20 protein-coding genes and 1 pseudogene are annotated in these 22,378 nt (G+C 74.8%); 13 read left to right on the top strand and 8 right to left on the bottom strand.

The window, feature by feature from the left end; all coding sequences use genetic code 11:
* The first annotated feature begins 29 nt into the window (after positions 1 to 29).
* The 7 genes from ACFV61_RS01965 to ACFV61_RS01935 all read left to right on the top strand — a co-directional run bounded on the left by ACFV61_RS01965 (position 30) and on the right by ACFV61_RS01935 (position 6,705).
* On the top strand, positions 30 to 800 hold the full coding sequence (locus tag ACFV61_RS01965; RefSeq protein ID WP_380489524.1) for a transglycosylase family protein: 771 nt from the start codon (positions 30 to 32) through the stop codon (positions 798 to 800).
* A gap of 294 nt (positions 801 to 1,094) precedes the next feature.
* Positions 1,095 to 1,850: an SDR family NAD(P)-dependent oxidoreductase gene (locus tag ACFV61_RS01960; RefSeq protein WP_380489522.1), complete on the top strand. Its 756-nt coding sequence runs from the start codon at positions 1,095 to 1,097 to the stop codon at positions 1,848 to 1,850.
* Between the two features lie 191 nt (positions 1,851 to 2,041).
* Positions 2,042 to 2,644 carry a TIGR03086 family metal-binding protein gene (locus tag ACFV61_RS01955; protein WP_380489520.1) on the top strand — a complete coding sequence of 201 codons (603 nt, stop codon included), beginning with the start codon at positions 2,042 to 2,044 and terminating at the stop codon, positions 2,642 to 2,644.
* 179 nt (positions 2,645 to 2,823) lie between these two features.
* On the top strand, positions 2,824 to 4,206 hold the full coding sequence (locus tag ACFV61_RS01950) for a DUF2079 domain-containing protein (protein ID WP_380489518.1): 1,383 nt from the start codon (positions 2,824 to 2,826) through the stop codon (positions 4,204 to 4,206).
* A gap of 96 nt (positions 4,207 to 4,302) precedes the next feature.
* Positions 4,303 to 4,710: a GntR family transcriptional regulator gene (locus tag ACFV61_RS01945; RefSeq protein ID WP_063350485.1), complete on the top strand. Its 408-nt coding sequence runs from the start codon at positions 4,303 to 4,305 to the stop codon at positions 4,708 to 4,710.
* Positions 4,711 to 4,741: 31 nt separating this feature from the next.
* Positions 4,742 to 5,662 carry an ABC transporter ATP-binding protein gene (locus ACFV61_RS01940; RefSeq protein ID WP_380489516.1) on the top strand — a complete coding sequence of 307 codons (921 nt, stop codon included), beginning with the start codon at positions 4,742 to 4,744 and terminating at the stop codon, positions 5,660 to 5,662.
* A complete protein-coding gene (locus ACFV61_RS01935) occupies positions 5,659 to 6,705 on the top strand; it encodes a hypothetical protein (RefSeq protein ID WP_380485598.1) in 1,047 nt (348 codons plus the stop codon). The genes ACFV61_RS01940 and ACFV61_RS01935 overlap by 4 nt, the downstream gene beginning before the upstream one ends.
* A gap of 28 nt (positions 6,706 to 6,733) precedes the next feature.
* Here the strand turns inward: ACFV61_RS01935 and ACFV61_RS01930 are convergent, their stop codons facing one another.
* The gene (locus ACFV61_RS01930; protein WP_380489513.1) at positions 6,734 to 7,882 is read right to left on the bottom strand and encodes an alpha/beta hydrolase; all 1,149 of its coding nucleotides are present in this window, start codon (positions 7,880 to 7,882) and stop codon (positions 6,734 to 6,736) included.
* A 91-nt stretch (positions 7,883 to 7,973) separates the two neighbouring features.
* Positions 7,974 to 9,254 carry a helix-turn-helix domain-containing protein gene (locus ACFV61_RS01925; protein WP_380489511.1) on the bottom strand — a complete coding sequence of 427 codons (1,281 nt, stop codon included), beginning with the start codon at positions 9,252 to 9,254 and terminating at the stop codon, positions 7,974 to 7,976.
* Between the two features lie 264 nt (positions 9,255 to 9,518).
* Here ACFV61_RS01925 and ACFV61_RS01920 point away from each other — a divergent pair, with 264 nt between their 5' ends.
* On the top strand, positions 9,519 to 9,911 hold the full coding sequence (locus ACFV61_RS01920; RefSeq protein ID WP_380375341.1) for a hypothetical protein: 393 nt from the start codon (positions 9,519 to 9,521) through the stop codon (positions 9,909 to 9,911).
* A 53-nt stretch (positions 9,912 to 9,964) separates the two neighbouring features.
* Here the strand turns inward: ACFV61_RS01920 and ACFV61_RS01915 are convergent, their stop codons facing one another.
* Both ACFV61_RS01915 and ACFV61_RS01910 read right to left on the bottom strand, forming a co-directional pair.
* Positions 9,965 to 10,429 carry a (2Fe-2S)-binding protein gene (locus ACFV61_RS01915; protein WP_063350491.1) on the bottom strand — a complete coding sequence of 155 codons (465 nt, stop codon included), beginning with the start codon at positions 10,427 to 10,429 and terminating at the stop codon, positions 9,965 to 9,967.
* 29 nt (positions 10,430 to 10,458) lie between these two features.
* Positions 10,459 to 12,822 (bottom strand): xanthine dehydrogenase family protein molybdopterin-binding subunit, encoded by a 2,364-nt coding sequence (locus tag ACFV61_RS01910; protein ID WP_079136108.1) that lies wholly within the window; start codon positions 12,820 to 12,822, stop codon positions 10,459 to 10,461.
* Positions 12,823 to 13,150: 328 nt separating this feature from the next.
* Between ACFV61_RS01910 and ACFV61_RS01905 the strand changes: the two genes are divergently transcribed.
* The 4 genes from ACFV61_RS01905 to ACFV61_RS01890 all read left to right on the top strand — a co-directional run bounded on the left by ACFV61_RS01905 (position 13,151) and on the right by ACFV61_RS01890 (position 17,796).
* On the top strand, positions 13,151 to 14,416 hold the full coding sequence (locus tag ACFV61_RS01905) for an MFS transporter (protein WP_380489509.1): 1,266 nt from the start codon (positions 13,151 to 13,153) through the stop codon (positions 14,414 to 14,416).
* Positions 14,417 to 14,605: 189 nt separating this feature from the next.
* Entirely contained in the window at positions 14,606 to 15,340 is a 735-nt protein-coding gene (locus tag ACFV61_RS01900) for a Mut7-C RNAse domain-containing protein (protein ID WP_063351639.1), read from the top strand.
* A gap of 150 nt (positions 15,341 to 15,490) precedes the next feature.
* The gene (locus ACFV61_RS01895; protein ID WP_363374536.1) at positions 15,491 to 15,916 is read left to right on the top strand and encodes a cupin domain-containing protein; all 426 of its coding nucleotides are present in this window, start codon (positions 15,491 to 15,493) and stop codon (positions 15,914 to 15,916) included.
* Positions 15,913 to 17,796, top strand: coding sequence for a CocE/NonD family hydrolase (locus tag ACFV61_RS01890; protein ID WP_380489505.1), 1,884 nt, complete (start codon positions 15,913 to 15,915; stop codon positions 17,794 to 17,796). The genes ACFV61_RS01895 and ACFV61_RS01890 overlap by 4 nt, the downstream gene beginning before the upstream one ends.
* Before the next feature lie 69 nt (positions 17,797 to 17,865).
* On the opposite strand, the gene ACFV61_RS01885 is transcribed toward ACFV61_RS01890, so the two are convergent.
* The 4 genes from ACFV61_RS01885 to ACFV61_RS01870 all read right to left on the bottom strand — a co-directional run bounded on the left by ACFV61_RS01885 (position 17,866) and on the right by ACFV61_RS01870 (position 21,698).
* Entirely contained in the window at positions 17,866 to 19,083 is a 1,218-nt protein-coding gene (locus ACFV61_RS01885; protein WP_380489503.1) for a cytochrome P450, read from the bottom strand.
* Between the two features lie 94 nt (positions 19,084 to 19,177).
* On the bottom strand, positions 19,178 to 20,545 hold the full coding sequence (locus ACFV61_RS01880) for an NAD(P)/FAD-dependent oxidoreductase (RefSeq protein ID WP_380489500.1): 1,368 nt from the start codon (positions 20,543 to 20,545) through the stop codon (positions 19,178 to 19,180).
* Positions 20,535 to 20,744, bottom strand: a complete 210-nt coding sequence (locus ACFV61_RS01875; protein ID WP_063350495.1) for a ferredoxin — start codon at positions 20,742 to 20,744, stop codon at positions 20,535 to 20,537. Before ACFV61_RS01875 ends, ACFV61_RS01880 begins: the two co-directional genes overlap by 11 nt.
* A gap of 135 nt (positions 20,745 to 20,879) precedes the next feature.
* A complete protein-coding gene (locus tag ACFV61_RS01870; RefSeq protein WP_063350496.1) occupies positions 20,880 to 21,698 on the bottom strand; it encodes a hypothetical protein in 819 nt (272 codons plus the stop codon).
* 107 nt (positions 21,699 to 21,805) lie between these two features.
* On the opposite strand from ACFV61_RS01870, the pseudogene ACFV61_RS01865 reads away from it, so the two are divergent.
* A pseudogene (locus ACFV61_RS01865) lies at positions 21,806 to 22,279 on the top strand (inorganic diphosphatase); the annotation flags it as partial.
* Positions 22,280 to 22,378: the final 99 nt, after the last annotated feature.

Genomic DNA, 22,378 nt, shown 5'->3' with positions numbered 1-22,378 from the left:
CCCGCCCGGGGCTTGCCGAGAGGACTTATATGACTTCCCGTCACGAGACCGCCGCTGCCACCGACACCACCGCCACCAAGCGCAACCGCGTGCGGATGGCGGTCGTCGCGGGCGCCGCTGTCGCGGCCCTGCCGGTGGCCGGCCTCGTCACGGCCACCTCGGCCTCCGCCGCGCCCACCTCCAGCTGGGACTCCGTCGCCCAGTGCGAGAGCGGCGGCAACTGGAGCATCAGCAACGGAAACGGCTTCTCCGGCGGACTGCAGTTCACCCCCAGCACCTGGAGGGCGTACGGCGGCACCGCCTACGCCCCCCAGGCCCACCAGGCGAGCAAGGCGCAGCAGATCACGGTCGCCGAGAAGGTCCTCGCCTCGCAGGGGCCCGGCGCGTGGCCGGTCTGCTCGGCCAAGGCGGGCCTGAGCAAGGGCGGCGCCCCGGCCGCCGTCGACACCACCGACACCGCACCCTCGAAGCCGGCCGCCAAGCCGGCGCCCAAGGCCCAGGCACCCAAGGCTCAGACGCCCAAGACCCAGGCGCCGCAGGCCCAGCAGGCGCCGAAGAGCAAGCCGGCGCCGAAGCAGCAGGAGACGTCGAAGCCGCAGCAGTCGGCCAAGCCGGCGCAGTCGGCGCCGTCCTCGGAGAAGAACACCTCCGGTGGCGGCTACACCGTCAGGAGCGGTGACACGCTGAGCGGGATCGCGGCCAAGTTCGGCACCGACACCGGCAACCTGTACGACAAGAACGCCCGCACCATCGGCGGCGACCCGGATCTCATCTTCCCGGGCCAGACCCTGACCGTCTGACACCTCCTCGCACCCGCGCCGAGCGGCCGCCCCACCCCGGGCCCGGCCGCTCGGTCCGGCGCGTTTCCGGGGCCGGGCGCGTTTCCGGGATCGGGTGCGAGGGAGGGAGCGTGCGAGCGGGCGTGAGGGCGTGCACGCAGGCGCTTCGGGAGATAGTTGAAGGTTGAACGCGACGTCTGAATACCGCCGGAGGTTTCCGGCGCCGAGGCCCAGGATCGAGTCATGTCCGAGATCGGAACCGGGGGTTCTGATCGGAACGAGTCGGATCACATCCGAATGAGGAGTTCTGGAGATATGACGATGAACGGTGCGGCGAAGCTCGACGGCAAGGTGGCCCTGGTGACCGGCGGCAGCCGGGGGATCGGGGCGGCGGTCGCGCTGCGGCTGGCCGAGGACGGTGCCGACGTCGCCCTGACCTACCAGGGCGGGGCCGAGCGGGCCGAGGAGGTCGCGGCGAAGATCACCGCGATGGGGCGCCGCGGCTGGGCGGTCCGCGCGGACAGCGCCGACCCGCAGGCGGTGCAGGCCGTGGTCGCGGCGGTCGCGGAGCGGTTCGGGCGGCTGGACATCCTGGTGAACAACGCGGGCGTCGGTGTCCTCGGCCCGATCGGTGACCTGGCGCTCGACGACGTGGACCGGGTCCTGGAGGTGAACGTCCGGGCGCCGTTCCTGTTCGCCCAGGCCGCCTCCGCGCACCTGGCCGACGGCGGGCGGATCGTCACCATCGGCAGCTGCATCGCCAAGCGGGTCGCCTTCCCCGGCGCCACCATCTACTCGCTCAGCAAGGCGGCGATGATCGGCCTGACCAAGGCGCTGGCCAGGGAGCTCGGCCCGCGCGGGATCACCGCCAACGTGGTCCACCCCGGCCCGATCGACACCGACATGAACCCGGCGGACGGTGAGGCCGCCGAGTTCCAGAGCAGCCTGACCGCACTCGGCCGCTTCGGCGCGGGCGCGGACATCGCCGGCGCCGTCGCCTACCTGGCGGGCGAGGAGGGGCGGTACGTCACGGGCGCGGAGCTCGCGGTGGACGGCGGGTTCGCGGCCTGACGGTTCGGGCCTGACGGCTCGCAGCACGTCGCAGCACGTCGTCGTACGGAGACCGGCCCGGTGGTGCGACCACCGGGCCGGTGTCGTGGCGGGCGGTCGTCGACGGACGCGTTTACGATCGCCCGGTCCGAGCGGTGCCCCCGACCGGACCCGGCCACGCCGGCGACGCGCTCCCGACCGAGAGGTGTGCCATGACCGCAGCGGAAGACCCGATCGACCTGCTCGCCCGGGCCCTCGCGCAGACCGCCGGGCTGATCGACGGCGTCGGCGTCGAGCTGGCCGGGCATCCGACGGCCTGCCGCTCCTGGGACGTCGGCGACCTGGTCAGCCATCTGCTGTTCGACCTGCGGCAGTTCACCGTCCGGGCCGGGGGCGGGCAGCCGGACTGGTCGCAGCCCTTCGAGCGGGTGGAGGAGGACTGGCTGCACGCCTTCGAGGCCGGCGCCGAGGAGCTGGTCGACGCCTGGCGGGCGGCGGGCGACCTCACCGGCACGCTGGAGGTCCCCGGCGTCGGCGCCCTGCCGGCCCGCTTCCCGGTGGACCAGCAGATCGCCGAATTCGCCGTCCACGACTGGGACTTGGCCCATGCCACCGACCAGTCCACCGAGGGGCTGGACCATGAGGTGGCCCTCGCCGCCCTGGCCTGGGCCCGCGGCGCCCTCACGCCCGGGTACCGCGGCGCCGAGGAGGATCAGCACGCCTTCGGCCCCGAGGTCGCCGTGCCGGAGGACGCCCCGCCGTACGACCGGCTCGCCGGGTTCCTCGGTCGCGACCCGGAGGCCGTGCGGCCCTGAGCTCCACTGAGCCGGCGGGCTCCACAGGCTGCACTGGCTCCACTGGCTCCACCTCACCCGCCTAGCGGACCGCATCCGGGCAGGTCAGAGGCCCGGTCGGCGCGGCCGGACCGGGGTTGACGACGGTGTGCCCTTCCATCACCCTTCCACTAATCGAATAGTGAAAGGGTACTTTGCCGATGCGCCTGTTCCACCCGCCGCGTCGACCCGCCGTCCTGGCCTGGGGCCTGGCCGCGGGGTTCGCCGCGCTCTACACCTGCGTCGCCGTCAACCGCTACCGGCGCGGCCTGAGCAAGGCCTACGACCTGGGCATCTTCGAGCAGGCCATCCGCGCGTACGCGCACGGGCAGGCGCCGATCGTGCCGCTCAAGGGGCCCGGTTACCACCTGCTCGGGGACCACTTCCACCCGCTGATAGCCGTGCTCGCCCCGGTCTACCGGTTGTTCCCGGGGGCCGTCACCCTGCTGGTCGCCCAGGCGCTGCTGATGGCGCTGGCGGTCGTGCCGCTCACCCGGTGGGCGTACGAGGCGGGCGGGCCGCGGGTCGCCCTGGTGATCGGATGCGTGACCGGGGCGTCCTGGGGGATCGTCCGGGCCGTCAGCGACGACTTCCACGAAATCGCCTTCGCCGTACCGCTGTTGGCCTTCGCGGCCACCGCGCTCGGCCGGCGCCGCCACCTGGCCGCGGCGCTGTGGTCGCTGCCGCTGCTGCTGGTCAAGGAGGACCTCGGCCTGACCGTGGCCGCCTTCGGCCTGCTGATCGCCTGGCAGGCCCGCCGGGGCCGGCGCGGCCCGCTGCCGGGGCTCGTGCTCGCGGGCGTCGGGATCGCGGCCACCGTGCTCACCGTCACGGTGGTGCTGCCCTCGTTCAACCCGCACGGCGGGTTCGACTACTGGCAGCAGCTGGACGGCGGCGGGCAGCCCTCGCCCTGGTCGCTGGCGGCCCGGATCGGCTGGCCCCCGATCAAGTGGCTGCTGCTCCTCCTGCTCGCCGCGACCGCGGGCTTCCTCGGGCTGCGCTCGCCGCTGGTCCTGCTCTGCGTGCCCACCCTGGGCTGGCGGCTGCTCTCGGCCAACCCGCACTACTGGGGCGTCAGTTACCACTACAGCGCGGTGCTGATGCCGCTGGTGCTCGCCGCCCTGGTGGACGCCCTCACCCGCACCGACCCGCGCCGGGCGCGGCGCGCGCTCGCCGTCAGCGCCCTGGTGGCGGCCGTGACGGTGCCGGTCTATCCGCTGCACGAGGTGGTGATGCCCGAGGCGTGGCGCACCTCGCCCCGGCTCGCGTACACCCGGGCGCTGCTCGGCTCGATACCCGACGGCGCGACCGTCGCCGCCTCCAACCGCCTCGCCGCGCAGCTGACCGGCCGGGCCACCGTCACCCTGGTCTGCCAGGCGCCGACCGGGCCGGGGCCCGAGTGGGTGGTCGTGGACCGGACGGACCCGAGCGTGCAGGCCCCGTGCGCGACCGCCGACACCGCCCGGATGCTGGTCGAGTACGAGCGGCGCGGCTACCGGCGGGTCGCCGACCAGGACTCCCTCCTGTTGCTGCAGCGGCCCTGATCGTCCGCATCGCCCGGCACCCCCCGGCCTGGCTTGACCCGGGCGCCACAGTGGGTCACTATTCCACTATTGGACTAGTGAAAGGTCGAATCGCGTGTGATCGAGTACCGCATCGAGCGGCGCAGCGGCGTCTCCACCTACCAGCAGATCGTTCAGCAGACCAAGCAGGCCCTGCGGCTCGGGCTGCTCCAGCCCGGGGACAAGCTGCCGACCGCGCGGGAGGTCGTCGAGCTGACCGCGATCAACCCCAACACCGTGCTGAAGGCCTACCGCGAACTGGAACGCGAGGGCCTGGTCGAGCCCCGGCCGGGGCTCGGCACCTTCGTCCGGCGCTCGCTCGCCCGGCCGGAGGCCGCCGCCGACGGGCCGCTGCGCGCGGACCTGGTCGGCTGGGTGGACCGGGCCCGCGAGGTCGGACTGGAGCGTGAGGACATCGCCGCGCTGATGGCCTCCGTCCTGGAGCAGCGATTCGACACCGGGGTCTCCCCGGAAACACCGAGTTAGAGGACAGTGGGGGGACCGGGTGAACGACCCGATGAACACACCGCCGGCATCGGCGGCGCTCGCGGCCGAGGGCCTGGGCAAGCGCTACCGGGGCGATTGGGCGCTGCGCGACTGCACGTTCGCCGTCCCGGCCGGGCGGATCTGCGGGGTGGCCGGCCCCAACGGTGCGGGCAAGAGCACCCTGCTGGGCATCGCCGCCCGGCTGCTCACCCCCACCGAGGGTGAGCTGCGGGTGTTCGGTGAGCCCGCCACCACCGAGGACCTGCGCGCCCGGGTCGCGTACGTGGCCCAGGACAAGCCGCTCTACCCCGGCTTCACGGTGGCCGAGACCCTGCGGCTCGGTCGGGAGCTGAACCCGTCCTGGGACCAGGACCTCGCCCAACAGGTGATCGACCAGGGCGAATTGAGGACGAGGGCGAAGATCGGCTCGCTCTCCGGCGGCCAGCGCACCCGGGTCGCCCTGGCGCTCGCCCTCGGCAAGCGCCCCGACCTGCTGCTGCTCGACGAGCCGATGTCCGACCTCGACCCGCTCGCCCGGCACCAGCTGATGGGCACCCTGATGGTCGAGGCCGCCGAGCGCGGCACCACCATCGTGGTCTCCTCGCACATCATCCCCGAGCTGGACGGCGTCATCGACTACCTGCTGCTGGTGCAGTCCGGGCGGATCCGGCTCTGCGGCGACGTGGAGGACCTGCTGGACGGACACCAACTGCTCACCGGCCCGGCCGGCAGCGCGCTCCCCGAGGACGCCCTGGTCGAACAGCGCTCCACCGGCCGCCGGATCGACGCGCTGGTCCGCACCGGCGATCCGGTGGACGGCCCGTGGGAGAGTGGCCGGCCGAGCCTGGAGGAGCTGCTGCTCGGCTACCTCCGGACCCCGGCCGGCACCGCCCGGGCCGCCACCGGACCGGGCCCGCAGGCCCAGACGACCGAGAACGGGATCGCCGCATGAGTACCAACGTCCTGGCCGACCGCGCCACCACCGAGGCGCCACCGCGCGAGCCGCGGACCGCGCCCCGCCCGGGCGGCCTGCTCTGGCTGAGCTGGCGCCAGAGCCGCACCGCGCTGTGGGCGATCGCCGCCCTGGTCGTCACCGCGTCGGCCACCCTGCTCTGGCTGCACTTCTCCGTCCAGCCGCTGATGGCGGATCTGCGCCGGGCCGGGTGCTCCGACGGGGCCAGCTGGTCCGACGCCGGCTGCCAGGGCATGGTCTCGCCCATCACCCGCCGCGCCTACCTGTACACCACGTGGCTCCAGCCGGCCCTGGTCGCCGTCCCCCTGCTGATCGGCATGTTCCTCGGCGCCCCGATGCTCGCCCAGGAGTACGAGCGCGGAACCGTCCGCCTCGCCTGGACCCAGTCCGTCAGCCCGCTGCGCTGGCTCACCGCGCGGATCGCCCTGCCCGGGCTGGCGGTGCTGGCCGCCGGTGGGGTGCTCGCCGTCCTGGCGACGTGGGTGTGGAACGCGGACATCGCGCACAGCCCGTTCGCCTTCGATCCGCCGTTCCAGGGCCTCACCTACCCCGTCCTCGGGGTGGTGCCGGTCGCCTGGTCGCTGTTCGCGCTGGCGCTGGGCCTGCTGGTCGGGCAGCTGCTGCGCCGCACGGTGGCCTCGGTCCTGGCCACCGGCGTCCTGGTGGCGGTCGTCCACGGCCTGCTCCGGTGGGGCCGCGCCTCCTTCTATCCGTCGGTCAAGGAGATGGTCCCGCGCGGCGTCTACTTCGGGCAGCCCACCAACGCGTGGCTGGTCGACCGCGGGGTCGTGCTCCAGGACGGCCGGTGGGCCTCGGACCAGTTCTGCTGGGACGGCGACCGGACGAGGGGCTGCGAAGGCGCCACGAGCAACTGGATCGAGTACCACCCCGTCGGGCACTTCGTGCCGATCCAGCTCGTCGAGACCGGGATCCTGGTGGCGCTCACCGTCGTGGCGCTGGCGGTGCTCTTCCTCCGGGTGCGGCGGGACGGCAACTCGCTGCGGGCGACCCGGCGGGCCTGACGCCCGAGGACGCGGCCCCGGGCGGGCGTCAGTCGCGGCTCCAGCGGAGTTCGACCTCCGGGAAGCGCGGTGACGGGCCGTCGAGGAGGGGCGCGGGGCGGCCGCGGAGGAAGTGGTCGGCGAACGCCCGGGTGTAGGCGCGGGTGAGCGCGGTCGCCCGGGCGGGAGCGATGGTGCCGAGCAGCGCGGCGTAGGTGTCGGCGGGGAGGTGGCCCGGCAGGTTGCCGGGGAGGGCGGCGTGCGGCAGGTCGGTGAAGCTGAGGTGGCCGGCGCCGAGGGTGTGCAACTGGCGTCCCCAGGCGTGCTGGTGGCTGCGCCAGCGCTGCCAGGTCTCGTGGTCGGCGAGCGAGGTGAGCAGGAGGAAGGGCCGGTCCAGGCCGAGGTCCGGAACGGGTGAGCCGAACAGGCCGCCGTCCAGGTTGAGGCCGATCCGGAACCGCTCGTCCTGGCGCATCGCCTCGGCGGCCGCCGAGCCGCCCATCGAGTGGCCGAGCGCGCCGATCCGGCCGCCGTCGACGTGGAAACGGTCCTGGTGCTCGGTCAGTTCGGTCGTGACGAAGCGGAGGTCGGCGACCCGGGCGGCGATCTCGCGGCGCTCGGCGGCCTCCCAGTCGGCCGGCTCGTCCTCCAGCACGGTGCGCACCAGCCGGCCGTCCGGGAACTCGACGGCGAGGGCGTCGTAGGTGTGGTCGACCGACGCGACGAGGTAGCCGTGGGCGGCCAACTCCTCGGCCAGCGCCGTGCAGTTGCTGCGCAGGCCGGTGCGGCCGTGGCCGAGCAGCAGCAGGGGGAGCGGGCCGGGGAGCGCGGGTGCGTCGGCGCGGGCGGTGGGGCGGACGGCCGCGATGGTGCCCGGATCCAGCGGCAGGCGCTGATCGACGGCGGCGGCGACCCGGGGTGTGGTGTACGGCGCGCGGGGGCGGCCGGCGGTGGCGCGGGCCGGGTACCAGAGCTGCACCATCAACTCGCGCGGGCCGGCGGCGGGCACGAACGGGTCCGGGCGGTCGTGGTCGACCAGGTGCAGGGTGGTCGTGCCGACCGGGCGGCCGGTGGTGGGGGCGGGCAGGTCGATGGTGCGCGGCCGGGCGGCCTGAGCTGCCTGGGCGGGCCCGGCGGGCAGCAGGGCTGCGGCGCCGCCCAGGCCCGCGAGTGCCAGCAGTGAACGGCGCCTGATCATCCAGTATCCCTCGGTGGCAGGGTGGTTGAGGTGCGGTCAGCCTAAATGGTCTGGACCGGTCGAGCCAGGGGTGGTGGAGCGGTGTGGACGCTCAGCGCAGGACGGCGAGGACGGCGCCCCACTGCGAGGTGGTCTGGCCGGTGGCGGCGCAGTGGTCCGGATCCGTCGCGATCCGGTGGGCGGTGGTGAGGCGGTAGGAGGAGAGCCGCAGAGCGGGCAGGCTGGTCCAGCTGGTGCCGAATTCGGGGGCGCTGCCGCTGTTGCTGCCGACCGTGCTCACCAGGAGGTCGCCCGGCGCGCAGGCGGCGGCGTTGGCCGCGGTGGAGAAGGTCGTCCCGCCGGCGTCACCGGAGGCGCGGCCGACGGCCCGGACGGCGGAGACGCCGCGGAACTCGTCGACGGCGACGTGGTACTTGCTCGCCCGCGGGTGGGCGACGCGGATCGAGTCCTCCGCGGTCAGCGCGGCCGCCCCGAAGGCCGCGAGGAGCAGCACCCGGTGCCGGAGCGAGTCGGTGACGTCCCCGACGATCCGGAAGCGGTCGCCCCGGCTGTCGGTGACCGTGACCGCCCCGGGACAGGTGCTGGTCAGCATCATCGTGACCACCAGGGCGTCACCCGGGGTGACGGGGGAGAGCACCGGAAGGACGACCTCGGTACTGGAGACGGCCTGCTGGTCGAAGGCGACCCGGGAGGCCCAGGACGGTGCGCTGTCGTCGGCGGCCGTGCGCGCCGCCGCCGGCCGCGGGCCCGGCGCGGGGCGGGCGGCCGCCGCGGCGGGTGCGGACTCGGTGTCCCCGGACGGGCAGCCGTGCGCGGACGGGGGTGGGGCGTCCGGCGTGCGGAAGCCGACCACGGCGAGCGTGCTGCCGACGCCGAGCGCCACGCCGAGGAGCAGGCAGAACGCGTGGGTCCAGATCCGGCGGCGGCCCCGGCCCGGTCCGGCCGGGGGCTCGGCGGCGGCGGAGGCAGCCGTGCTGTCGGCCCTGGTGACGGTCGTGGTGTCGGCGGTGGTGTCGGCCGTGGTGTTCGCGGCGACCGGCGGTCCCGAGGGCTCGACCGGTGGGGCAGACGGGGCCGGTAGGGCTGGTGGGGCCGACCCCGCGTCGGCGGCGGAGGTCCACCGGCGGTGCCACTCGGCCTCGTCGCCGCCGCAGGCCCGGACGTAGGCCCTGGTCGTGGTCCAGGACGGGAGGCGCGAGCCGGAGGCCGCCTCGTAGAGCGTGGTGTGGGAGATGGAGCCGGCGGTCTTCGCCATCGTGCGGAACGAGGGCTGGCCCGCCTCCAGGCGCAACCGGCGCAGCTCGGCGGCGAGGGCCTCGACCGCGCTCGGCGCCGGGTCTCTCTCCGCGGGTTGCGACTCCTGCTCCGCCATGGCGTCCCCCTGTTGTCAGATGTCAGATCCAGCGGCGACCGGTGTTGCTTGTCGCGTACGGATCATAGTGACGCGTGACCGCGGCGTTACGTGATCGACGGACTCCGGTTGGGTGGACGGGGTGTTCGGCGCGGGCGGCGGCCGGTGTCAGCTGTTGTCAGTTTCCGTCAGGCGGTACCGAACACGGTGGGATGTCGGGTCAGCTGTCCCAGTCGCCGCAGCCATTGGGGCGGCGCAACGGTCCGACCGAAAAGGGGAATTGAGATGACCAAGGGCATCCTCAAGAAGATCGGCCGCCGTGGTGCGACCGCGGCGGCCGTGGTGGCGGTGGCCGCCGGCGCGGTGGGCGTCTCGGCGGGCAGCGCGTTCGCCGACGGCTGGTACCAGCTCCGCTACCACGCGAGCGGCCACGGCGTGGGCGTCTACTCGCAGCAGTACTCCTGGGCGTCCAAGACCGTCGGCGACCTGGGGTCGTACTCGTGGTCGTCGGACGAGATCTACATCCAGTGCTGGACCAGGGGCGAGGACATCAACAACCAGGGCAACGTCTGGTACCAGGTGGCCGGCACGAACGGCAACTTCATCCCGACGTCCTACGTCTACGGCGCGTACGCCGACGGCAACTGGTACTTCCACAACGGCCTGCGGGAGTGCTGACGACCCGCTGACCCCGTCCACCCCGCCCGTGCCCCGGGCGGGGTGGCGTGCCGTCAGCCGGAGGACTGCCGGGCCGCCGCCTGCTTGATGGCCTCGCGGATGCGCGGGTAGCTGCCGCAGCGGCAGATGTTCTGGATCTGGTCGATGTCCGCGTCGGTCGGGTTCGGGGTGCGGCGCAGCAGGGCGACGGCGGTCATGATCTGGCCCGGCTGGCAGAAGCCGCACTGGGCGACGTCGCAGCCGAGCCAGGCCTCCTGGACGGGGTGCAGGGTGTCGCCGTCGGCCAGGCCTTCGATGGTGGTGACGCGGTGGCCCTCGCAGTCCTTGACGGAGCGGGTGCAGGGCTGGAACTCCTCGCCGTCCAGGTGGCTGGTGCAGGCGCGGCAGACGCCCACCCCGCAGCCGTACTTGGGGCCGGTGACGCCGAGCTTGTCGCGCAGCACCCAGAGCAGCGGCATGTCGTCCGGGGCCTCGACGGTGACGGGGTGCCCGTTGAGGACGAAGGTGTGGGTGGGCATGGGGTGGTGGGGTTCCTTGGCTGGGGGAGTCAGAAGTTGATCGGGAAGGAGCGCGGGCTGGTGCCGGTCGCGCGCGCGTAGGCGTTGGCGACCGCGGCGGAGGCCGCCGGGACGCCCAACTCGCCGGCGCCGCCGGGGGCTCCGCTCGGCGGCATGAGGTGGATCTCGACGGCCGGCGGGGTGTGCCGCTGCCGGGCGTACCGGAAGTCGGCGTAACTGCCCTCGCGCACGGCCCCGTTGTCGATGTGGTTGCCGGCTTGCAGGATGACCGAGATGCCGTCGATCAGGGCGCCGGTCAGTTGGGCCTCCAGGCCCCGGGGGTTGATGACCCGGCCGACGTCGGCGGCGATCACGGCCTTGGTGACCCTGGGGTCGGCCGGGTCGGTGGCGTCCAGCTCGACGAGGTAGGCGGCGCACCCGCTGTTCTCGTCGTGGTAGCCGATGCCCTGGGCGTGGCCGGGGGGCATCGGGCGGCCCCAGTCGCCGGCCTTGGCGACGGTGTCGAGGACGGCCCGGCCGGCGGCGCTGCGCAGTCGGGCGCGGCGGAACGCGACGGCGTCCTGGCCCATCCGGCGGGCGAGTTCGTCCATCATGATCTCGTCGGCGACCCGGACGGTGCCGGAGTAGACCGACCGCCAGCTGCCGGTGTGCATGTCCAGCGGCACTTCGGCGAGCAGCTGGGTGGGGATGCCGACGTTGTACGGGTTCTTCTCGCTGAGCAGGAAGAAGACCTGGGCGAGGCTGAGCCCGGCGAGCGAGAGGTTGAAGCCGGCGGCGGTGAGCATCTCGCCGAGGCCGTGCCGGAAGTCGGTCTTGACGGTGGCGGCGCGGTGCTCGTAGCTGAGCACCTGGCCGAGCGCGTAGGTGGCCCGGATCCGGTGGTGGCTGGCCGGGCGCATCCGGCCGTGGCGCATGTCGTCGTTGCGCGTCCACATGAGTTTGACCGGTCGGCCCGCGGCCTTGGAGATCTGGGCGGCCTCCAGGGCGGCGTCGAAGAACAGGCGCCGGCCGAACGAGCCGCCGCCGCGCACCACGTGGACGGTCACGGCGTTCTGCGGGAGGCCGAGTTCGGCGGCGATGGCCTGCTGGGCGACGATCGGCGCCTGCGCGGCGAACCACAGCTCGGCCCGGTTCGGCCGCACGTCGGCGACGGCGGTCAGCACCTCCATCGGCGCGTGGTTGACGAAGGCGAAGTCGAATTCGCCGTCCACGTACTGGGTGAGCAGCGGGGGGATGAGGAACGGCGCGTGGGCGGCGCGCAGTTGGCCGCGGATGTCGGAGGTGGACAGGTTGGCGACCGGGCCCGGGTTCCAGGAGGTGCGCAGCGCGTCGCGGGCCTTGAGCGCCTGGTCGAAGGTCTCGGCGAGGACGGCGACGCCGCTGGGGATCCGGACCACGCCGAGCACGCCGGGCATGGCGCGGGCGGCGGAGGCGTCCAGGGTCCTGAGCGTGCCGTTGATGGTGGTCGGGCGGGCGACCACGGTGGGGACGGCGCCCGGGATCGCGAGGTCCCCGGCGTACTTGGCGCGGCCGGTGACGATGTCGCGGGCGTCGATCCGGCCGGTGGGCCGGCCGACCAGGCGCAACTGGTCGGCGCTCTTGGGGGAGCTGGACACGGCGGGGAGGGCGACGGCGGCGGCCTCGGCGGCGAGGTCGCCGTAGCCGGCGCGGCGGCCGTCGGGGGCGAGGACGGCGGAGTCGGCGGTGCGCAGGGTGTCTGCCGGAACGTTCCAGCGCCGCGCTGCGGCGGTCACCAGCCGGGCGCGGGCGGCGGCGGCCGCGGCGCGCACCGGGTCGTACAGCGAGCGCACCGAGTTGGAGGCGCCGGTCAGCTGGTTGAAGAGCAGTTCGGGGCGGCCGTCGGAGAGCGGCACGTCCACGTCGCCGATCCGGGCGTCGAGTTCCTCGGCGACGAGCATCGCGATGGCCGTGGTGAGGCCCTGGCCGACCTCCAGCCGGGGCAGGTGCAGTACGGCGCGCCCGGCGGCGGTGAGTTCCAGGACGAGCAGGTGCGAGGTCGGCAGGCCAGCGACGATCAGCGCGTCGCCGAGGTCGAGGATGTCAGGGATGCCGGGCAGGCCGATCAGCTGCGAGGGGGCGGCGGCGTCCTGGGCGGCCGCGGCGGCGCGGACGGCGGCCCGCGCGGTGGCGGGCGCGGCGGCGTCGAGGCCGAGCCGGGCGCCGACGGTGAGGGTCGGGGCGGCCAGCAGGTAGGTGAGGAACCGGCGGCGGCGGGTGCCGGCGTCGTCCCGTGCGGTGCCCGGGTGGCCGGTGTCGTCCGAGCGGGCGATGGAGGTGCTGATGGGAAGAGCCCTTCGAGCCGATGACGGCGGCGGATCGGGCGGGCACGGCGGCGCCGGGCCCGGTGCCGGATCGCGAATGCCGTTGAGCATAGGAGGGCGTTACTGACCGGTCAATACGGCAAAACTTGGCCCTTCGGCGGGGTCGGTGATGCCCGAAGGCCGCTGGGCGAGGCGGATTCGGAGCGGGTACGGAGGGGGCGGCGGCGGTACGGCCGGGGCCGGTTCCGGGCCCGCGGGAGGAGCGATTCGCCGCCGTCGTACGGGGGTTCAGGGCTCGCCCGCCGGTGCGGTGGGGCCCGGAAGTGGACCAAGGAGTTCCGTGATCACTGGACCTTACCGCCGGTCCGCCTCCTGCCTAGGCTGGGCCGCGAACCGTTGCGAACACCCGGCGCGCGCGCCGCCCCCAGCCAGGAGACCCGTGTCGACCAGCAGCGCCCCGGCGCCCGCCCTCATCCCGCCCGCAGGGCCCCAACGGACCATCGCCGCGGCCCAGTTGGCCAGCGCCGTCGGCGACGGCGCCTACTACACCTGCTCCACGCTCTACTTCACCCACATCGTCGGCATGTCGGCGACCGCCCTCGGCGCCGGCCTCGCCGTGGCCTGGGCGCTCGGCTCGCTGGCGGGCGTCCCGCTCGGCGCCCTCGCCGACCGCCGCGGCCCGCGCCGGACGGCCGTGGCGCTCGCCCTGGCCACGGCGGTGGTGGTCGCCGCCTTCCTGGTGATCCGCTCCTACGGGCCGTTCCTGGTCGCGGTCTGCCTCTACGCCACGACGCAGTCCGGGCTCACCGCCGCCCGGCAGGCGCTGGTCGCCACCCTGGTGCCGCCCGCCCAGCGCACCGGGCTGCTCGCCCACCTCCAGTCGACCCTCAACGGGGGGCTGGCCGTCGGCGCCGCCATCGGCGGCATCGCGCTCACCGTCGGCACCCGGGCCGCGTTCCTCTGCGCCTTCGTGGTGACGGCGCTCGGCTTCCTGGCCGGTGCGCTGATCCTGCTGCGGCTGCCCGAAGCCCCGCCCGCCCCGGCCCGGTCGGCCGCCGGGCCCCGGCTGGCCGTCCTACGCGACCGCCGGTACGCCGCCGTCGCGCTGGTCAACACCGTGCTGCTGCTGCGGATGCCGCTGCTCAGCCTGGTCATCCCGCTCTGGATCGCCGACCGGGCGCCCGGGATCAGCTGGCTCGGCTCGGCCCTGTTCGTCCTCAACACCCTGGCCGTGCTGGGCTTCCAGGTCCGGGCGGCACGCGGCGTCACCGGCCTGGACTCGGCCGCGCGGGCCGTCCGCTCGGCCGGGGTGGTGCTGCTCGCCTCCTGCGCGGTGTTCGGCCTGTCGGCCCTGGACGTCCCGGTGTGGGCGGTCGCCGCGCTGCTGGTGGCGGCCTCCGTCCTCCAGGTGATCGGCGAGATGCGGCAGTCGGCGGGCTCCTGGCAGATCAGCTTCGACCTCGCCCCGCCCGAGCGGATCGGCCAGTACCAGGGCTTCTTCGGCACCGGCGTGGCCGTCGCCCGCACCCTCGGGCCGCTGCTGCTGACCACCCTGCTGCTGGACGGCGGGCTCGCGGGCTGGCTCGTCCTGGGCGGCCTCTTCCTGGCGGCCGGGTACGCGATGGGGCCGGTCGTCCGCTGGGCCGAGCGGGACCGCGACCGGGGCCGCCCGACACCGGTCGCCTCCGCCGTCGCGGTCCCGTAGCGGCCGCCCGCGCCGGCCGGGTGCCCTTCTCACCGGCCTTCCCCGCCGCCCCGGCGCCCTCCTCGCCGCCCCGCCCACCAGGCCCCGCCCCAGTCGCCCGCCGCCCCCACCGCGAGCCCGCCCGAGAATGCTCCGACGGCTGACCGGAAACCGGTGGCCCGGGCCGCCGCCCGCTGGCATGCTGGCCGCGTGGACCGACCCCAGATCTGGCTCGACTTCGCCCCCGAGCTGCACCTCTTCGTCTCCGGGCCCCGGCGGGCCGGCCGCTCGGCGCTGCGCACCGACGGCACCTCGACGCTCGGCCACGTCGTCGAGTCCCTGGGCGTCCCGCTCACCGAGGTCGGCACCCTGCTGGTGGACGGCCGGCCGGTGCCCGGGTCGTACGTGCCGCTCGACGAGGAACACGTCACCGTCCGGGCCGTGGACCGGCCGCAGCCCTCGCCCACCCCGCCGCGCTTCCTGCTGGACGTCCACCTCGGCACCCTCACCCGCCGGCTGCGCCTGCTCGGCGTCGACGCCGCCTACGAGAACCCGGACATCGGCGACGCCGCGCTCGCCGCCCGCTCCGCCGCCGAGCAGCGCGTCCTGCTCTCGCGCGACCGGGGGCTGCTGCGCCGCCGCGAACTGTGGGCCGGCGCCTACGTCTACAGCCACCGCCCCAACGAGCAGCTGCGCGACGTGCTCTCCCGCTTCGCGCCCCCGCTCGATCCGTGGAGCCGCTGCACCACCTGCAACGGCACGCTGCGCGAGGCCGACAAGACCTCGGTGCGCGAGCAGCTGCGGGACGGCACCGAGCGCTCCTACGACGTCTTCGCCCAGTGCGTCGACTGCGGCCAGGCCTACTGGCGCGGCGCCCACCACGCCCGACTGGACGCGATCGTCACCGACGCCCTGCGCGAGTTCGGCACACCCGCCGGGGGCTGAGACCGGCCCGAGGCCGGTGCGAGAGCGGCGCGAGGCCGGCGCGTCGAACTACGGGACATCTCAGGGTGGCGGCCGGGCGCAGAGGCGTGTTCTCATCGGCGGTGGGGGACGAGACCAAGGTACTCCGTGACGCGAGAGAGGCCGGGTCGGATGAGCAGTCAGCCAGTGCAACAACCGTTCCAGACAACGGACGTCGATGACGTCGAGGTGGTGCGCGCACCGGACGGGGCCGCGGTGTTCCCGCTGCTGGTCCTGGACGGACAGGGGAGCCTCGCGGTGTTCGAGCTCGCCCCCGGGCAGGTGTCGCACGCGGTGTCGCACGCCACCGTGCAGGAGCTGTGGCAGGTCGTCGAGGGCGCCGGGGAGCTGTGGCGCCGCCAGGGCGGGCGGGAGGAGACCGTCCGGCTCGTGCCCGGGACGGCGGCCTCGATCCCGCTCGGCACGGCGTTCCAGTTCCGGGCCGACGAGGACGCCGACCGGCCGCTGCGGATCGCCGCCGTCACCATGCCGCCCTGGCCCGGCACCGACACCGAGGCCAGGCCCGAGGAAGGCCCCTGGAAGGCGACCTCCCGGTGAGCCGGGCAGGGGGGATCCTGCGCCGCCCGCTGGCGGCGCTCGTCGCGGCCACGGCCGTGCTCGGACTCTCGGTGGCGCCCGCCGCGGCCGCCCCGGCCGCCGAGCCGCACCTCCAGTCGCGCTACGTCACGATGCCCGACGGCGTCCGCCTCGCCGTCGACGTCTGGCTGCCCGAGGGCACCACGGCCGGCGCGAACCTGCCCACCGTCCTGGTCACCCAGCGCTACTGGCGGGCCCGGGTCTACCCCGGCGCACCTGGCAACGGCGGCCGCAGCAGCGACGCCGACGGCTGGAACGCCCACGGCTACGCCTACGTGGTCGCCGACCTGCGCGGCACCGGCGCCTCCTTCGGCACCCTGAGCTCCGAACTCGGCGCCGACACCGTCGCCGACAGCGGCCCGCTCAGCGACTGGATCGCCGCCCAGCCCTGGTCCAACGGCCGGGTCGGCACCACCGGCGTCTCCTACGGCGGCGACACCGCGATGCTCGCCACCGCCCTCGGCAACCACCACATCACTGCCGCCGCCCCGATCTCCTACGACTTCGACCCGTACGAGGACCTGGTACGCCCCGGCGGCCTGCTCATCGAGCCCCGGATCGCCCCGTACGCGCTGCTGCTGCGCATCCTCGACCAGGCCGGCGGCACCACCTGCGACACCGACGAGCAGACCCGGCAGGTCTGCGCGGCCACCGGCCTGACCGGCGCCGTGCCCCGGCCGGTCGACGGCCCGGACGGACCGGCCCTGCTGGCCGCCGCGCGCGCCGAGCACGCGGGCAACGCCAACCTGGTCGACATGGCCGAGGCCGGCGTCTACCGCGACTACCAGGACGGCCCGAAGAGCTGGACGGTCGGCAGCGTCGGCGAGAAGGCCGACGCCGTCGAGGCCGGCGGCGTCCCCGTGCTCACCGACGCCGGCTGGCTCGACGCGGGCACCGCCAACGGCGTGCTCTCCCAGTTCACCGGCCTCTCCAACACCCAGGACGCCTGGATCGGCCCGTGGAGCCACGGCCAGGGCTACCTCGCCGACCCCTTCCAACCCGCCCGCCACCTCACCGACCAGGAACGCGCCCAGATCGCCCAGCGGACGTTCGACTTCTTCGACCGCTACGTACGGGCCGACGGCCGCCCCGACGGCACCCGGCAACTGCACTACTACACCTTCAACGAGGGCGTCTGGCGCACCACCACCCGCTGGCCGCTGCCCGGCACCCGCCCGCAGCGGCTCTACCTCGGCGAGGACACCACGCTCAGCCGCCGGCGGCCCGAGCCGGACGACCGCCCCGGCGCCGACCTGCTGCGCCTCGACCCCACCGCCGGCACCGGCCCACTGGACCGCTGGAACACCAACCTCACCGGCAACCAGGTCAGTTACCCCGACCGGGCCGCCGTGGACGCCAAACTCCTCAGCTACACCACCCCGCCGCTGACCGGCGACACCCGGGTGACCGGCAACGGCCGCGTCACGCTCGACGTCACCGGCCTCGACGGCACCGCCCAGGGCGCCCTGCACGTCTACCTGGAGGACGTCGCCCCCGACGGCCGGGTCACCTACCTGACCGAGGGCCAACTCGCCCTCGCCGACCGGGCCGTGGCCGACCGGGACGACAACCCCGACTGGCGCCGGCTGCGCACGCCCCGCAGCTACGCGGCCACCGACGCGGCGCCCTTCCCGCAGGGCCGGGCCCGGCAGGTCACCATCGACCTGCAACCCGTCGCGGTGCTCTTCCGGGCCGGCGAGCGGATCCGGCTCACCGTCGCCGCCGCCAACCCGGACTCCTTCCAGCTGCTCCCGGCCGACGGCCGGGCGAGCTACCGGATCGGGCACGGCGGAGCCGACCCGTCCTTCCTGGAGCTGCCGGTGGTGCGCAGCACCCCGTAGGCCCTGTCCGGCCGTCGCCGAACGCGCCCGGGCCCGGGAGGCCGACGCCGCCTCCCGGGCCCGGGCTGCTCAGTCCCTGACCCCGGAGAGCGCGAGCGGCAGGTGCCGGGGCCCGCGCAGGACGGGGCTGCGCCGGTACTCGGGCGGGTCCTGGAGCAGCCGGGGGCCGTCCAGGCGGTGGATGAGCGCGGTGAGCGCGAGCTGCGCCTCGACCCTGGCGAGCGGTGCGCCGAAGCAGCTGTGCACGCCGCTGCCGAAGCCGAGGTGCTGGTTGTCCGGGCGGGTCGGGTCGAAGCGGTCGGGCTCGTGGAACCGGAGAGGGTCCCGGTTGGCGGCGGCGAGCACCAGGATCAGCGGCGCGCCCTTGGCGATGGTGACCCCGGCGACCTCGATGTCGGTGAGCGCGGTGCGCTGCGGCAACAGCTGGACCGGGGGTTCGTAGCGCAGCAGCTCCTCCACCGCGCGCGGCATCAACTCCGGCTTGTCGCGCAGCAGTTCCAGTCTCTCGGGGTGGCGCAGCAGGGTGAGCGCGCCGTTGGTGATCAGGTTGACGGTCGTCTCGTGCCCGGCGATGAGCAGCAGGACCGCGGTGGCCATCAGTTCCGTCTGGGTGAAGCCGCCCGACGGGCCGGGGTCGTTGACGAAGGCGGAGAGCAGGTCGTCGGACGGCTTGCCCCGGCGGCTCTCGGCGAGCTCGCCGAGGTACAGCCCCATCTCCATCCGGGCCTGCGTGGCCGCCTGCTGGCGCTCGGACGGATCGCTGTCGGGAGTGGGGTCGAAGCCCGCGATCAGCGTCTCGGACCAGGCGTGGAACCGCGGCTCGTCCTCGCGCGGCACGCCGAGCAGCCGGCAGATGACGGTGACCGGCAGCGGGTAGGCGAAGTCCTCGACCAGGTCGATCCGGTCGCGGCCCCGGAGGCCGTCGACCAGTTCCCCGGTGATCCGCGCGATCTCGTCGTGCATGGCGTCGACCCGGTCGGGCGCGTGGGGCGGGCCGAAGGGCCGCATGGCGATGGTGCGCAGCCGTTCGTGCTCGGGGTCGTCCCGGCCGATGAAGGCGACCGGGACGCTGCCCTGCAGCTCGTCCGGGACGGTGCGGTTGCGGCGGTCCGAGCTGATCCTCGGGTCGTGCAGCAGCGCGGCGACCTCGTGGTAGGTGCCGACCAGGTAGCTGCCGTCGTCCTGGCGGGCCACGCCGTGGTCGCGGAGCTCGGCGTACAGGGGGTAGGGGTCGGCGCGGTTGGCGTAGTCGGTGATCCGGCGGAACAGGGTGTCGGCGGCGGCCATGCGCGGTGGCTCCTCGGGGGGTGGCGGCGGTGGTGGTCCTCGACGGGCGGCGGGGCCCGGTGGGCGTGCGCCCGTCGAGCGGTGGCGGGTGGGCTCAGCCGCCCCAGCGCCGCAGGGTCAGCCGCCGGTCGGGCAGGTGGCCGGTGAGGGCGACGGTCGGGCCGTGCGAGAGCACCTTCGGGTCGGGCACGTCGGAGGGGACCGGGATGCGGGAGGCGGGCGGCTCGACGCCGTCCCAGTCGGGCGGGAACGGCGCGGCGGCCTCGATCAGCCGCTGGTAGTGCTCCAGCCACTTGGCCCGGTTCACGCTGACGGCGGCCGTGATCCGGCCCCGGTACCCGTAGACCGCGACGAGCCGGCGCTCCTCGACCGAGCCCTGGGCGAGGACCACGTGGTCGGAGAAGGTGGGCACGCCGACGGACTTGATGTTGAGCCCGAACTGGCTGGACCAGAAGGACGGCACGCTCAGGTGCGGCCGCCGTTGCGGCCCCGGGCTGACCATGTTGTGCGCCGCCACCTCGGCCTGCGCGACCGCGTTGCCCCAGTGTTCGAGGGAGAGCAGCTGGTACTCGAAGAGGGGGTGCGGGAAGCGGGCGACGTCGCCCGCGACGAAGACGTCGTCGGTGACGATCCCGTACATGTTGAAGGCGCGGCAGCCCGCGTCGCAGGCCACCCCGCGCGGACCGGCGGCGAGACCCGACTCGGCCAGCCATTCGGTGTTGCGGACGGCGCCCAGGGCGACCACGGCGATGTCCGCCTCGATCCGGCTGCCGTCGGAGAGCTCGGCGCCGGTGAGCCGGCCGGCGCGGCCGGTCAGCGCCGAGACGGTCACCCCGCAGCGCAGGTCGACCCCGTGGGCGAGCTGGACCTTGGCCGCGAGGGCACCGAAGGCCCCGCCGAGGGCCCCGACCAGCGGGGCGGGGCCGCGCTCGGCGACGGTCACCGCCAGGCCGCGCTCCCGGCAGGCGGAGGCGATCTCGGAGCCGGTGAACCCGGCGCCGATCACCAGCACCCGCTTCGGGCCGGCGTCCAGCCGCTCGGCCAGGCCGGCCGCGTCCTCGGCGGTGCGCAGGGTGAACACCCCGTCGAGTGCGGCCTGCTCGGCCTTCGGCCAGGGCCTGGCCCGGGTGCCGGTGGCGATCAGCAGCCGGTCGTAGGGCAGCTGCTCGCCGTTCGCGAGCAGGACCTGCTTGCCGTCCCCGTCCACACCGGTGGCGCGGACGCCGAGCTTCCACTGCGCGTCCACCTCGCGGCGCCGGGGCAGCGCGGTCTCCTCGGCGCGCACCCGCCCGAGCAGCACCTGCTTGGACAGGGGCGGCCGGTCGTACGGGGGGAGGCGTTCCTCGCCGACCACGGTCAGCTGCCCGGCGAAGCCCTCGTCCCGTAGCGTCTCGGCGGCGCGCAGACCGGCCAGCGAGGCGCCGACGATGACGATCCGGCCGTTCTTGAGGTCATCGGACATCGGACCGGTCCTCCTCCTCGACCAGGATGGCCTGCACCGGGCAGGCCGCGACGGCCCGCCGGACGCGGTCACGCTGGTCCTCGGGGGCCTGCGGGGTGTAGAGCAGGGCCTCCTCCCCGTGCAGCTCGAACACTCGGGGAGCGAGGAACGCGCACTGCGCGTAGCCCTGGCAGCGGTTGAGGTCGACGACGATCTTCACGGTCTCTCCTCCCGGGCACGTCTGTGTCCGTCCTACCGCCGCCGGAGCGGCCGCGCGCCCGGTGCTGCTCCGTGGGAGCGGTCGCGGAGAGTGGCCGCCGAGGAACGCCGGGGGCCCGGGGACCAGCCCGGCGCGCTAGTTCGGCGACTCCAGCCCGAGGGTCCAGCGGTGGGTGGTGTAGCCGCCCATCCGGGTCGGGTGGCGCTCCACGAGCGTCACGGCCAGGCCGTCGGCCGTGCGGCGCAGCGTGCCGGTGAACCGGTGCAGGTCGTCGCCGGACAGCGGGAGCAACTCGGCGAGCACGGTGGCGTCGAGGTCGCGCCCGACGGCGCGCAGCACCCCCGCGTCCAGTACCAGGACGGTGCCGTCGGCCAGCACCACCGGCGCGGGGGCCTGCGGGTCGGCGAGCAGCGGGCCGCTCTCGATCCCCCCGCCGGGCAGCAGCCGCACCACCCGGCTCCCGGTCGGGCGGCGGCGGTCGGTCTCGACGACGCGCAGGCCGTCGCCGACCACGTAGTGGCCGTAGCTGCGCCAGGAGTCGACCAGGGTGGCGTCCCGGTCGTAGGCCCAGGTGTCGAAGGTGCCGTAGCCCTCCAGGCCGAGCACGAAGCGGCCGTCGCCCAGGGCCGTGCCGCGCTCGCCGCGCAGTTCGGCGACCAGGGCGCCGTCGTCGAGGTCCAGCAGCAGGGCCGGGCCGAGGTGGCCCCAGGCGGTGTACTCGAAGGAGTCGGTGGTGACCAGCGCCCGGCCGCCGGAGAGGTGGGCCGCGTTCGGGCGCCCCGCGCAGGGGCGGCGCCAGCGGACCAGGCCTTCGGCGTCGACACAGCTGATCTCGCCGTTCCGGCCGTACAGCGCCAGGTCGCCGCGGCGGGCCAGCGGCCCCTCCGGGCGCCCCTGGGGCCGCCCGCCGCTGCGCCGGTGGTGGTTCTGGACGGTGACACGCCAACTCCCCATGATCCGGATGCTAACGGACCCCGCCGGGCCGCGGAGGGCGTTTGCGGAGGGTGCCCGGACGGCCGGGACGGCGGACAATCTCCCCAGGCGCAGAGGAGGAGGCCGCGGTGGAGTTCGAGGTGTTGATCGAGACCCCGCAGGGGTCGCGGAACAAGTACGTGATGGACTTCGCGGCGGGCCGGATCCGCCTCGACCGCACCCTGTTCACCGCCACCCGCTACCCCGTGGACTACGGCTACGTCGAGGGCACCCTCGGCGGCGACGCGGAGCCGCTGGACGCGCTGGTTCTCGGCGGCGAGCCGGCCGTGCCGGGGTGCGTGATCACCTGCCGGGCGGTCGGCATGTGGGTGATGCGGGACGAACGCGGGCCGGACCAGAAGGTGCTGTGCGTCCCCGCCCACGACCCGCGCTACGGCGACCTGCGGGACATCGGCGACCTGCGCGAGTTCGACCTGCTGGAGATCACCCACTTCTTCCAGGTCTACAAGGACCTGGAGCGCGGCAAGTCGGTCGAGGGCTCGCACTGGGCGGACCGGGAGGCCGCGTACGCGCAGATCGCCGAGTCCCGGGCGCGCGCGGCGGGGACGCGCTTCGCCCGGCCGGGGTTTCCGGCCCCCCGCGCGGGCCCGGGGCGCGGTACCCGGGGGGGCGCCGGGGCGCCGAAACGGGCGTGGGGCAGG

The sequence above is a fragment of the Kitasatospora sp. NPDC059817 genome (assembly GCF_042731835.1).
Classification (GTDB): Bacteria; Actinomycetota; Actinomycetes; order Streptomycetales; family Streptomycetaceae; genus Kitasatospora.
Note: the sequence above shows the minus strand (reverse complement) of the source record. Positions and strands in the feature narration are given on the sequence as shown.